Source organism: Serratia sp. K1WW1 (assembly GCF_055790865.1).
On record NZ_CM147697.1, the window covers coordinates 3,582,537 to 3,595,553 of the forward strand.

Here is a 13,017-nt window from a genome sequence, read left to right on the forward strand (position 1 = left end):
AACCATTATTATTTCAAGCGCCAAGCCATAGCAGGCGCAACGCTGCAAACAGCAGCAGAGCCAACAGCGAGGCCGTCATCATCAGACGCGTGCTGCGGGGAATATCTGCCAGCTCGATCTCCCGCCGAGCCTCACCGATCCACGGCTTTTCGACCCGCTGACCAAAGTAGTTGTTAGGACCGCCAAGCCGCACTCCGAGCGATCCAGCTACAGTGGCTTCCGACCAGGCGCAGTTGGGGCTGGTGTGCTGATAGCGATCGCGCCAGCCGATACGTAACGCCTGGCGATAGTCCAATCCGTGCAGCCGGGCCGCACAGCTCAGCAGTAGCCAGCTAAGCCGGGCAGGTAACCAGTTGGCGAAGTCATCCATCCGCGCCGACACATAGCCGATAGCGCGGAATTTCGGCGTTTTATAGCCCACCATCGAATCGAGAGTGTTAACCGCTTTATACGCCATTGCCAACGGTGCTCCACCTATCAGCAAAAAGAACAGCGGCGCAATTACGCCATCCACGCTGTTTTCCGCCACCGTTTCCACCACCGCCCGGGTGATTTGCGGCTCTTCCAGTTGTGAGGTATCCCGCCCCACAATCCACGACAGCTTGCGGCGGCTCTCCGCAAGATCGGCACTTTGCAGGGCCCGGTGAACCTCCATGGCCGCCTGTTCCAGGCAGCGTCCGGCGAGCAGGGTATAAATCAGCCAGACCTCCGCCAACCAGCCCAACCACGGGTGGATATGCTGCATCAGCGTTAAAAAGCTCCAACTCACCAGCCAAACCAACCCAACGACGCCCAGCCACAGCAGCCCGCCGCCAAGTTTTAGCGCCCTCTCGCTATGGCAAATCCGGCGGATCGCACGTTGCAACACCGTGATCAGGTTACCGATCCAGCGTACCGGATGTGGCCAGTGCGGCGGGTCGCCTAGCAGGCTGTCGAGCAGAAAGGCCACGAACCAGGCTAGCAGCGTCATGGCACGTACCTTGTAGCGGCGATTGAGACAGTCTGATGGTGGGTTAATGGCATAAAAAAATCCCGACCTCTCGGGCGGGATTTGGGTGTCAACAGGATACGGCCAAGCGGTGCAACATAGCTGCACGTATCTCATGACAACCCCCTTCCCACCGAAGGTGTTGAATGTGTGACCAACTGGCCGGTCTTCTGGCTTAGCGTCATCCTTATCCACTCCCTTCCCAATCCTCAGATCAGTGGCGCAGTGGACTCGTCGGCATCACAGCAGCGGGGGCTGCGGGGGAGTTACACCCCCTTCCCAACCACAACCTGTCATCGTTCAGGGTGTGGGTTATCCAGTTGGCAATAATAGGGTTAATTACCACGTTTTCGGTTCAATGAACGCAACGCTTCAATTTATCACTTAGTTATCATCTCGATAGCCTCGACAATGACCATGCCATAATAACCTGTTGATCTCGCGAATACACGCCAAGATCTGGCATTCACCAGAGCGACAGGTTTGGTTTGCGCCGGATCAACGGCGATTACCCTGTGTTATCCTGCACGCAAACTTGACAGGGGGAATAGCAAAACCGTGAGTGAACATGGTGGTAACGTACTGGAAATGGCGTTGAAAAGCGGCCTGGATCCGGCCGAGATGATTGATTTCAGCGCCAATATCAATCCATTGGGCATGCCCGCCAGCCTGAAGGCGGCGATTATCGAGCATCTGACCAGCGCCGAATGCTATCCCGACGTTGAATACCGGCGTCTGCATGCAGCATTGGCGCGGGTTCATCACTGCCCGGCGGAAAATATCATGGCAGGCAACGGGGCCACCGAGCTGATTTACGCCATCGTGAACCGGCTACGCCCCCGCACGGCGCTGCTCCTAACGCCTGGGTTTGCCGAATACCGCCGGGCATTGCAGCGGATTGACTGCCAGATCGAGGACTACCCGCTGGATGAAGCCGGTGGATTTCAACCCAATGAGCGGTTACTACAGGTGCTTGCCGAGCGCCAACCGGACTGCCTGTTCCTGGCTACCCCCAACAATCCGACCGGGCTGATGCCAGACCCCGCGCTATTGCAGGCCATTGTCGCCTGTTGTCGCCAGCACAATATTGCGTTGATCGTTGATGAAGCCTTTATCGACTTTCTGCCAGATACGCCGGGGCTGATCCCACAAATGGCGGACTATTCACGCCTCTACATTCTGCGTTCATTAACCAAATTCTTCGCCATTCCCGGGCTGCGGCTCGGCTATCTGGTCAGCAGCGATCGTGCTGGCCTGCAACAGATGAAACAGCAGCGCGAACCCTGGACCATCAATGCCTATGCAGCACTGGCAGGCGAAGTGATCCTTGACGATAGCGCCTACATCCAGCAAACCCACCAATGGCTGGCAGAGCAGCGTGCTTGGTTGTTTGACGCGCTGACAGCCTTGCCGCACTTGCGCATCTGGCCAGGGGCGGCGAACTATATTTTCCTACGCTGCCTGCGCCCTGGCTACGATCTGCAACAGGCGTTGTTGCAGCACCGCATCCTGATCCGCCACTGTGCCAACTACCCTGGCCTGTCCACCGACTACTACCGGGTGGCGATCAAGAGCGAAGCGGCCAACCGCAAGCTGATAGCTGCGCTGCAACAGGTGCTGGCAGAGGACTGAGGCATTTATAGGCGTCAAACGTTAACCTATTGAATATCTTTATGGGCGCTGCATGCTGCGTCCGATAAACGGCACGACGACTCTGTTGGCGGTTACGGCGGCGTGGCTGTCTCATACACCAGGCCGTCGCTATTGCCCAACTTTGGGTAATCGTAATCATGGGCTGGAAAGCGGAACAGGCGGTTACGCCAGCGATCAAACTGCACGCGATAGTCATAGCTATCAGGCAGTTTTTTCATTCTTAACCAATGCTGGCCACCATCGGTAGAGACGGTCATATGCAGCGGGTCGTTGAATTCTTTCTCCATCATCAGCAGATTATTGCCCGCATAGAGCCTGCCTAAGGCTTTTTTGCCGGTTTCCAGCAGCGGTTGCAGCGTGCCGTTATCCAGCAACCGGTTCAGGCTATAAAGCCGCCGTGGCTGCTGGCGTAAGACAAAATCAAAATCCCCCTGTGGGGTGATGTCGGCCGCAACGATATCACCGGGTAGCCACTGGCTGGACTGGACTCGTGCGGATTTCAGGTTGAAATCGAGCAGCAGTGAACTGGTTAACGGCTCATCTTCCCCGGTGTTATGGGGCTGATTACTGACGATCACCCGATCGCCGCCGTTATAGTGCCAACGGGCCGCATAGAAGGCAGGATCGATCCCGCGCTCCGTTAACAACTTGGGCAGATCCAATACCTGTTGCCAATGCTGGCCGAGATCGTCCGACCGGTAGAGTTTGCCCTGCTGGACCAGCAGTACGCTCTGCGCCCCAGAGAGCCCCAAGAGCTGATAAGTTTGGTTGTCACCGGGTTCTTGCCATTGGGATAACCAGCGCCAGTGTCGCCCGCCGTCGGCCGAATAAAATACGGCATCTTTGCAATAAGAGCAGGTGCCGAACACCACCAGGCAATGCCCTTGCGCATTACATTGTTGCTCCGCCACATAACCCCAAAAACGGGCGCTGACACGCAGCCTGCCATTCTCTTCAACGATGAGTTGGCTGACCGGGATGGTGACGCTGTCATCATAGCTTCGGTTCCGGGTTGTTCCATTGCCGACCTTTGCCTCCATGATCAAGCGGAACATGCTGGTATCAGGGGAGATCTGCAGGTTTAACAAGGGGGGCCCAACGTCTGCCAGCACATCGATCTGTAGCGTATTTTCGTAGTGATATATCAACTTTCGCTGGTCGCTCTCAATATGCGTGATCCGGGTGTTAATCGCATCGCTGATACCCGTTAACAGTATCCCCTGTTGAAAACTACTCAGGCGTTGCCCACTTATAACCACTGCAGGGCGTTCTGCCTGATAGTTTCGCTGCCACTGCCAGTTGGGGGCAAAGCCAGCAAAGCCGTCGAAATAACACAGCCCCCAGGAAACGATAATCCCCAGGGCCAGCAGGATAATACGCGTTAGGCTATTGCTGAACATGAGTTTCACTAGGCGCATCGAGATCGTGGCGGCCAAAGGGCAGTTCGTAGAGGCAGATCCTTTTCATGGTTGCTAACGACCAGACACGGATTAAAAACGATGATCGAGCAGCTTATCCTGTTCGACCGGATACGCTTTACCATCGAACTTGAGCTCAACGCGGGTCTTGGCAATGACGTTGTTGCTTTCCACGCAATCCTCCCCTTTTCTGCTCGCCCCCTTGTGCGTCGCTATGGTCTGTAGCTGCAGATCCTGGAAGCCGTTATGTGCGCTCTTGCCAAGCGCCAATGCGCGATTGGTCACGGCAAAATCCCCGGCACACTGGCCATCCCACTCACCGCTATATTCATTCATGGTGAGATTGTTGAGCACCAGAGTGACTTGCTGCTCTTGCAGGGTATAGAGGTTAAGCCGTTCGATGCTGATGGGATTGACCGAGGAGGAGCCGCGGTGGATAAAACGCACCCCGAAGGCGCGTATCGCCGGCGATAATTGGTAGCGCGCAGTGTCGATGGTCACGCTGCTGGTGTAGATGGCATCATCCATAACCGCCTTGGGATGATATTTGCTGGCCAGCACCTTGCCGGATTGGCTATCAACCACCAAAACGGCGACGTCATAGTCGGTAAAATCAGGTTGGGCCTCTTCCTTGGGTTCCAGCATCAGCACCGCAATGGTTTTTTCCGGAGCATAGGGCCACACCTTGCAGGTGGACAGCTCGGTATTCATGGTCGTTTTGGCGGCAAAGGGCTTAGCCAATTCGCTAAGCAACGGCTGGCAATCAGCCAGCGAGGAGAAAGAAATCCCCCCTAACGCCAGTACACCTATCACTTTGATCATCACTCTATTCCCTGTCTGCAATTGCATTAATTCAAACCTATTTGCTGGTGGCGGCTTCTCAGACCACATCCTGAAGGTAGACAGGCTTGCCAACGCCGCGCTTGAACAGCGCCAGCTTTTGGCGAGCCAAGACAAAACCCGCCGCGTTCAATGATTCTCGGCGAGCTAACCAACCCGCCACTTCCAACAGCAGCATCAGGCCGCAACAGAACATTACGCTCAGCAGGCCAAAAGTAGCGAAGATGTCGGCTGCGTCCAGCCAATCCCATTTATCCGGCATCCCGCCCTGCTGCCACCAGTCATTCAACGTAAAACAAACCAGCAGCAGCATCAAAAACAGGCAGCAAATGGGCAAGGTTTTATACAGCCACTTAAGCCGTTGCAGCGACACAGCCAAACCGCTTGGCCTGTTGAGATAAGCGCTGCCGTCCCGCTCATTGCAAACGCCGATCACGGCGTTGCTCGGCCGGGCGATCAGCAGCGTCACTGGATCGTTGGCCGCCAGGAAGAAAGGATGCTCACGCAGCAGCAGCGGGTTAAGGTTTTCAATCATCGGATCCACGCCGGTGCGAAACGTTAATCGCCCAGCGCTACAGCTAAATTGGTAATCGATCACTTCCCGCTGGTATTCACCACTGCCGATCGTCTCACGCCTGGCGCTCACACGGGTCGCAATGCTTTGTACGCAAGAAAGTATGGCATGATCGGACATCAGTTTATCGTTGCACGTGATGGGAGGCTGTACGCTGGAAGCTCGGCAATGGGCTACATCGCCATGCATGACCTGTTCCAGCCCCCTCAGCGACTCGCGCGATCTACGGCTGGCGTTTATCGTCAAACGAGTGAACGAGCTAAAACAGCCCCATACGCCGCAGCTTAAAATCAACGCCAGAATGACCGCCACCCAGATGCTGGGCAACCACGTAAAACCATAGCCGGCCAGCCCAATCAGTGCGGCTGAGCCCACCATCTGCAAGATAAGCCTGGCAGGATCAGGTTCATCAGCCGCTTGTGCTGGCAGGATGCCTTTTTCCTCGCTCACCAGCCAGTGCAACCAGTAGCTACCATCGGCCAACTGATGCGCCCCGATATAAACGCCGTCCCCCGCAACCAATTTATCCAGCACGCTGATATCGGCAAACTGGTCGCTATAGGTGTAGAAAACCTTATCCCCAGCCAGAATGCGCCGCAGCAGGTGTTCATCGGTGGCATTTTTATCATGGCGAATAAAGGACAGATGGTGGAAGCCGATTTTTTTCATGGCCGATAGCCAGCAAGATCGGGGGCCTGCGGGGAGAAACCATCAAAACCAGACGTAAATAGTGCCCAAAACCTTCTCATTGCCACAATCCCTGTTAGCACCTGCATTAACTCCCCTTGGAATTTAACCAAAAAGTAAGCGTCAATCCAGCCGTTTGCCGGGATTATTCAGGTATTGCCAACATCCCTGTCAGCAATTTTCCGTCGTTGGCTCTTGGCTATCAAAGAATACCGCTGAGCAGGCCGATCCCCAGCAGTGATGAACCGCCGCCAATCACCCGCGCCCAGCCGCTTTGCGTAGACGAAGATGCCAGCAGATAGCCGATACCCAATCCCGCAACGTGCAGCAACGCCGTTGCAATCACCATACCGGAAAGCGCCGCTACCGAATGGGAAAGCTCCGCGCCGTGGGCCAGGCCATGGAAGATGGCAAAAGCACCGATAATCAATGCGCCCATTACCGCCGACAGTTTCAGCTGTAAGGCAACCATCACGCCAATACCCAGCAGCGAGGCGGCAACGATAAATTCAGTGCCAGGTACGGTGACACCTGCCATGCCAACCAACGCGCCGGTCAGCAGCAAACCGGCAAACGCCAGCGGCGCCAGCCACCACTGTTTGGTGTTCATGGCGCTCCAGATACCCACCAGAACCATGGCGACCAAGTGATCCATCCCGGTCAGCGGATGGATAAAGCCTTCGGTAAAGCTTAATACGTGATGCGCGCCACCGTCATGGCCCACATGGGCAAAGGCCAGCATGGGGAACAGCGCCAGTAGGGATACAGCCACAGCTTTGACATTAATACGCATAATGAATACCTAAATTTTCCAGTGAATGAAGGTGGTGGTTTTACTCATGAAAACAGTTGATTACGTTATAAATTCATCCTTATGCCTGCCTTGAAAGTCGGTTGGCGGCAATCAGCGCCTGCCCCAAGGCCAGCCCGCCATCGCCTGCCGGTAGGCGGGATGGCAGCAAGACCTGTAATCCGTCTAACTGCTGGATCAATAGTTGCCGCAACAGCGCGTTATGCATGACTCCACCGGACAGCACGACGGTATTGATGCCGTATTGCTGCATGGCTCTGCGGGCCAGTGCGGCAAACCCCTGGGCCAAGGCAACATGGAACGCATAAGCTCGCTGTGCCGGAGGAGCCTGATAGGCCAGCCATTGCTGCCAGAAGGTGGCCAGATCCAGCCGATTGCCAAGCAGCGGCAGCGAAACCGGCGGCTGATGAGGCGGGCTTTGCCATGCCAAGGCTTCCAACTGGCAGGCAGCCTCCCCCTCCCAGGAAATTTGTGGCGGCACGATCTGCAACGCAGCGGCCACCGCATCAAATAAGCGCCCGGTGGAAGAGGCCAGCGGCGAGTTGATTTGCCGTTCGACCGCCCGCAGTAAGATCGTCGCCTGCGGTTGAGGGATTGCGGCGGCCTCTGGCAACGTCTGCCAATCGGGGACAAAACGCTGTAACTGGACCACCAGGTTGCGCCACGGCTGGCGAGCGGCCACATCGCCCCCCGGCAATGCCACTGCGGGCAACCCGCCTAAATACTCACAATGCTGATAATCCACCAGCAGGCATTCACCGCCCCACAGTTGCCCGCCAAGACCATATCCCAGCCCATCCAACGCCAGACCAATCACCTTACCGCCGTCGCGCGGCCAGCCATGTTCCGCCAGGCAGGCAACCAGATGGGCATGATGATGCAGCGTGGTGACACAAGGGATCGCCCGCTCAGTCGCCAGTGCCTGACCCTGTTGATGACTGAGGTAGCCGGGGTGGGCATCGATGGCGATCGCCTGCGGCTCTACGCCGTAGATTTCACCAAACAGCGCCACCAGTTGCTGCTGTTGTTGCCGGGTGGCCTCATCCCCTAGCGAGCCTAAATGCTGGCTGACCACCGCCCGATCATCCCATAGCAGGCAGAAGGTATTCTTGCTATCTGCTCCCAGTGCCAGAATGACCGGTTGGGTGGTAAAGTCAGGGGGCAAGGGCATCGCATCCGGGACATAGCCACGTGCACGACGCAGCATCTCACTGCCCTGCCCGGTCAAGCGTACTAAAGAGTCATCGGCTCGCTGGACGATCTCGCGGTTATGCAGCAGCCAGACGTCGGCCACGCCAGCGAGTTCTTCCAGTGCCTGTTGATTGCTCAGAGCTGGTGGTTTACCTGCCGGGTTGCCGGAGGTCATCACCAGTGGCCGCGCAACCTGTTGCAACAGCAGATGTTGCAGCGGATTTGCCGGTAACATCACCCCTATCTCTTTGAGCCCCGGTGCAATCTCGTCGCACAACGGGCTTTGTGGGTGAGCCGCCACCAGCACTATAGGTGCGGGTGGGCTGCGTAACAGTTTTAGCAGTGCCGTCGGTTCCGCGACCTGAACACATTGTTGCAACCAGTGGGTATCCGGCATCATCACCGCCAGGGGCTTGGCCGGGCGATGTTTGCGTGCGCGCAGGCGCTGTACCGCAGCCGGGTTGGTGGCGTCACAGGCAAGATGAAAACCGCCGATCCCCTTCACCGCGACGATCTGCCCGGCAATCAACGCCTGCGCGGCCAGTTGCAGTGCATCGTCTGCGCTGGCGGTGGCTTTGCCTGCGGCATCGCTGAGCCACAGTTGCGGGCCACACTCCGGGCAGGCGGTAGGCTGTGCATGAAAACGACGGTCGGCAGGATCCTGATACTCCGCCAGGCACTGCGGGCACAGCGGGAAAGGCTGCATCGAGGTATTGGGCCGATCGTAGGGCATCCTGCGGATGATGGTGAAACGCGGGCCGCAATGGGTGCAGTTGATAAACGGATAGTGATAGCGCCGGTTGTGCGGCGAGTTCAGCTCTGCCAGGCAGGCATCGCAGGTGGCCGCATCCGCCACGATATGGGTATCCACTTGCCCTGCACCGCTGCTGGCAATGGTGAAACTCACTGGCCTTTGCGGCCAGTTAAACGGTGTAGAGGTGACGCTATCGATCCGCGCCAGGGGCGGACACTCTTGCGGCAGTACCCGCAAAAATTCCGTTATGGCGGGAGATTGCAATAGCTGGACGATCACCCCGGCACCGTCATTGCTGACCTCGCCGCACAGGTTATAGCGCCGCGCCAGCAGCCAAACGTAGGGACGAAACCCGACCCCTTGCACCTTGCCTTTGATCCGCAGGCGAAGGCCGTTACTGCTGGCGAGGTTCTCCGGCTCAAAATCTGCCATGTTGTCCTGATCCTTCTGTTGGTCCTGCGCCCCTCACCCCAACCCTCTCCCACAGGGAGAGGGAGCGGCTTTGGCGTCGTTAGCTAGTCCTGTTATCCCTCACCATCGGCCATGATCAGGTGACTCTCTGCAACTGAAGCGAACTCGGTCGGTCCCCTGTGGAAGAGGGAGCTGATTCGGTGCTGTGGTTGAGTACCGGACCGACCTGTTTTCCTCAGCCATGATCAGGTGACTCTCTGCAACTGAAGCGAACTCGGTCGGTCCCCTCTCCCTGTGGGAGAGGGTTAGGGTGAGGGGCAAAAACACACTCAACACCACAACCAAACACCTAGCAAATTCGCGGTAAAGGCTCATCCAGCGGCAGATCCAGCCGGCGGGAAACCCCGAACAGCCCGGTGAGGCTCACCTGCTGGCGCTCAGTGGTATGGCCAATCACCGCCGCATCGCGCCCCAGCGGATGCCGATGTAACGCAGCCAATACTTCCGCCTCAGCCTCGGGTGCCACCACCAACACCAGCTTGCCTTCGTTGGCAAAGTTGAGCGCATCCAGCCCCAGCAGTTCGCAAATCCCCCGCACCGCCGGTTTCAACGGCAGCGCCGCCTCGGAAATCGCCATGCCACAGCCGCTAGCGGCGGCAAACTCATGCAGCACCGCCGTCACGCCGCCACGAGTCGCATCGCGTAAAGCACGCACCCCGGCAATCGGTAACAAAGGAGCAATCAGCGGAGCCAGCAGCGCGCAATCGCTGCTTAATTCACTCTCCAGGCCCAGCCCTTCACGCAGGTTCAGAATGGTTGCGCCGTGATCGCCCAAGGTGCCGCTGACAATAATGCTGTCACCCAGGCGGATGTTCGCAGCTCCCCAATTAACGCCAGCCGGGATGGTTCCCAAGCCGGTGGTATTAATAAAGATTTTGTCTGCCGCGCCACGGGGCACCACTTTGGTATCGCCGGTCACAATCTGGATCCCGGCCTGCTGCGCCGTGCTGGCCATCGACTGGACGATGCGTTCCAGCGTGGCATACGGCAACCCTTCCTCCAGGATCATGGCGCAGCTCAGATAACGCGGCTGGGCACCACTGACGGCCACGTCGTTAGCGGTGCCGCAGACCGCCAGTTTGCCGATATCACCACCGGGGAAGAAAATGGGATCGATAACATAACTGTCGGTCGATACGGCCAAACGGTCGCCCGAGGTGGCAAGCTCATCCAGTGCAATTCGTGCCTGATCTTCTCGCGCGTTTAACGCCGGATTGGCAAAGGCGGGCAGCATGAGTTCTTCAATCAGGGATTGCATGGCGCGGCCACCGCTGCCATGGGCCAGGGTAATTTCTCGCCCGTTGTTCTCTTCACGCATTATGCGGTCTCCCTGCGATACTGATAGTAAGCCGAGCAGGCCCCTTCCGAGGACACCATCAAGGCACCAAAGGCGTTCTCTGGCGTACATTGCTTGCCAAACAGCGGACAGGCATCCGGTTTGCAGCGCCCGGTCAACACTTCGCCACAGCGTGAGCTCGGATCGTCCGCCACCCGCTGCGCCTGCGGTTTAAACCGCAGTTCGGCATCAAAATCCGCATACTCAGGTTTGATTTGCACGCCAGAGTGGGCAATCTCCCCCAGCCCACGCCATTCGCTGCTCTCTTTCAGGCCAAACACCTCTGCCATCGCCCGCTGGGCCAGAAGATTGCCCTGTTCGGGCACTATGCGCCGGTATTGGTTTTCTACCGCACGGCGGCCATCACGCAGCTGTTCCAGCAGCATCACCAAACCCTGCAGAATGTCCAACGGCTCAAAGCCGGTCACCACCAGCGGCTTATGATAATCCGCAGCGATAAACTGATAGGGCGCGTTGCCGATCACCATGCTGACGTGGCCCGGTGCCAGGAAGCCGTCGATGCGCACATCGGGCTGCTGCAACAGGCTGCGTAAGGTGGGGATCAGAGTGATATGCTGGCAAAACAGGGTGAAATTGCGCAGCTGACGCTGGCGGGCTTGCTGCAAAGTCAAGGCGCTGGCGGGCATGGTAGTTTCAAAGCCCAGGCCAAAAAACACCACTTCGCGCTGTGGGTTATCCGCCGCCAGCTGTAGCGCATCCAGCGGCGAGTACACCACCCTGATATCGGCACCACGACGGCGGGCATCCAGCAACGACCCATTGCGGCCAGGCACCCGCATCGCATCACCGTAGGTGCAAAAAATCACCTCCGGATGGGCGGCAATCTCCAGGCAGCTATCAATGCGCCCCATCGGCAATACGCAAACCGGGCAACCGGGGCCGTGGACAAACTCCAGGCTGTCCGGCAACAGTTGATCAAGACCGAACTTGAAGATCGCGTGAGTGTGGCCACCGCAGACTTCCATCACCTGTAGCGGCAAGCGCTGCGACTGGGGAATGGCTAACATCAGCGTTTCAATGCGCCGTAACAGCGCCTGGCATAGCGCCGGATCGCGGAATTCATCAACGTAGCGCATTGGCATCCTCGTCATCCCGTGCCAGCCCGACGGCGCGCATATGCTGCAATGCCGCCAGCGTTTCCAGCGCTTCCTGTTCGTCTAGCAGGCTCATGGCAAAGCCGACGTGCACCAACACCCACTGGCCGATCAGATCCTGCGGTGAGCCTTCACAGACCAGCGCGATATTGATCCTGACCGCCACGCCGCACACGTCGGCCCAGGCCAGTTGGTGGATATCCTCCCCTACTGCGGTCACCTTACCGGGCACACCGAGGCACATTATTGCTCCCCCAGCCAGTTCAGCCAGAGATCCATCCCCTCGCCGCTGGTCGCCGACAGTGCGATCACCTGGATTGACGGATTAACCTGGCGGGCAAAGACGATGCAGTTTTCCACCGAGAAGTTTACATAGGGCAGCAGATCGATCTTGTTGATGATCATCAGCGTTGCGGCGGCAAACATATGGGGGTATTTCAGCGGCTTGTCTTCCCCTTCCGTCACCGAGAGCACTGCGACCTTATGCCGTTCGCCCAGATCGAAGCTGGCCGGGCAGACCAGGTTGCCGACGTTCTCGATAAACAGCAGGCTGTGATCCTGCAAATCCAGGCGGTGTGCCGCGTCATGTACCATCTGCGCGTCCAGATGACAGCCCTTGCCGGTATTAACCTGAATGGCCGGTACGCCGGTGGCGCGAATACGCTCGGCATCGTTACTGGTTTGCTGGTCGCCCTCAATCACCGCGCAGGGCAATTTGCCCGCCAAACGTTCCAGCGTGGCCGTCAGCAAGGTAGTTTTGCCCGACCCGGGGCTGGAAACCAGGTTCAGCACCAGAATATGCTGAGCGGAAAAGTGTTCACGATTGTGGGCAGCCAGATGGTTATTCTTGCTCAGTACGTCCTGTTCAATCTGCACCAGACGACGCTGCCCAATACCCGGTGCATGGCTCCCCGCCTCGCCGTGCCCATAGTGCAGGTCTTGCGAATGTGGTTGCACCTCTGGCGTAAAGCGTTCCGCCGCAGCGACTCCCGCATAATGGTGATGCACATCGCCCTGGTGGTAATAGTGATGGTGATGATGGATCACCACGCCTGCCGGTGCTTGATGTTCCCCGTCGTGGTGGTGATGATGGTGGTCGTCATGGTGATGATGTTCATCACCTTCGATGGTTTTTTCGCCACTGGCGCAACCGCAAGTCGTACACATCGTTATTCACTC

11 protein-coding genes and 1 riboswitch are annotated in these 13,017 nt (G+C 57.6%); of the genes, 1 reads left to right on the forward strand and 10 read right to left on the reverse strand.

Annotated elements, in window-relative coordinates:
- Nucleotides 1-13 precede the first annotated feature (13 nt).
- Nucleotides 14-970, reverse strand: a complete 957-nt coding sequence (cbiB, locus tag ACX9GU_RS16275; RefSeq protein WP_473192219.1) for an adenosylcobinamide-phosphate synthase CbiB — start codon at nt 968-970, stop codon at nt 14-16.
- A 161-nt stretch (nt 971-1,131) separates the two neighbouring features.
- Nucleotides 1,132-1,324: riboswitch (cobalamin riboswitch) on the reverse strand.
- Between the two features lie 222 nt (nt 1,325-1,546).
- On the opposite strand from cbiB, the gene cobD reads away from it, so the two are divergent.
- Nucleotides 1,547-2,620: a threonine-phosphate decarboxylase CobD gene (cobD, locus tag ACX9GU_RS16280; protein WP_473192220.1), complete on the forward strand. Its 1,074-nt coding sequence runs from the start codon at nt 1,547-1,549 to the stop codon at nt 2,618-2,620.
- A gap of 92 nt (nt 2,621-2,712) precedes the next feature.
- On the opposite strand, the gene ACX9GU_RS16285 is transcribed toward cobD, so the two are convergent.
- The 9 genes from ACX9GU_RS16285 to hypB all read right to left on the reverse strand — a co-directional run bounded on the left by ACX9GU_RS16285 (nt 2,713) and on the right by hypB (nt 13,005).
- A complete protein-coding gene (locus ACX9GU_RS16285; RefSeq protein ID WP_473192221.1) occupies nt 2,713-4,041 on the reverse strand; it encodes a beta propeller repeat protein in 1,329 nt (442 codons plus the stop codon).
- A gap of 90 nt (nt 4,042-4,131) precedes the next feature.
- The gene (locus ACX9GU_RS16290) at nt 4,132-4,881 is read right to left on the reverse strand and encodes a PA3715 family protein (RefSeq protein ID WP_473192222.1); all 750 of its coding nucleotides are present in this window, start codon (nt 4,879-4,881) and stop codon (nt 4,132-4,134) included.
- Nucleotides 4,882-4,939: 58 nt separating this feature from the next.
- On the reverse strand, nt 4,940-6,142 hold the full coding sequence (locus ACX9GU_RS16295) for a hypothetical protein (protein WP_473192223.1): 1,203 nt from the start codon (nt 6,140-6,142) through the stop codon (nt 4,940-4,942).
- A gap of 220 nt (nt 6,143-6,362) precedes the next feature.
- On the reverse strand, nt 6,363-6,953 hold the full coding sequence (locus ACX9GU_RS16300; protein WP_473192224.1) for a HupE/UreJ family protein: 591 nt from the start codon (nt 6,951-6,953) through the stop codon (nt 6,363-6,365).
- A gap of 79 nt (nt 6,954-7,032) precedes the next feature.
- Nucleotides 7,033-9,348: a carbamoyltransferase HypF gene (gene hypF, locus ACX9GU_RS16305; RefSeq protein WP_473192225.1), complete on the reverse strand. Its 2,316-nt coding sequence runs from the start codon at nt 9,346-9,348 to the stop codon at nt 7,033-7,035.
- Between the two features lie 328 nt (nt 9,349-9,676).
- Nucleotides 9,677-10,645: a hydrogenase expression/formation protein HypE gene (gene hypE / locus ACX9GU_RS16310; protein WP_473195198.1), complete on the reverse strand. Its 969-nt coding sequence runs from the start codon at nt 10,643-10,645 to the stop codon at nt 9,677-9,679.
- A 59-nt stretch (nt 10,646-10,704) separates the two neighbouring features.
- Entirely contained in the window at nt 10,705-11,820 is a 1,116-nt protein-coding gene (gene hypD, locus ACX9GU_RS16315) for a hydrogenase formation protein HypD (protein ID WP_473192226.1), read from the reverse strand.
- On the reverse strand, nt 11,807-12,082 hold the full coding sequence (hybG, locus tag ACX9GU_RS16320; RefSeq protein WP_021804776.1) for a hydrogenase maturation factor HybG: 276 nt from the start codon (nt 12,080-12,082) through the stop codon (nt 11,807-11,809). The genes hypD and hybG overlap by 14 nt, the downstream gene beginning before the upstream one ends.
- Nucleotides 12,082-13,005 carry a hydrogenase nickel incorporation protein HypB gene (gene hypB / locus ACX9GU_RS16325; RefSeq protein ID WP_473192227.1) on the reverse strand — a complete coding sequence of 308 codons (924 nt, stop codon included), beginning with the start codon at nt 13,003-13,005 and terminating at the stop codon, nt 12,082-12,084. Before hypB ends, hybG begins: the two co-directional genes overlap by 1 nt.
- Nucleotides 13,006-13,017 lie beyond the last annotated feature (12 nt).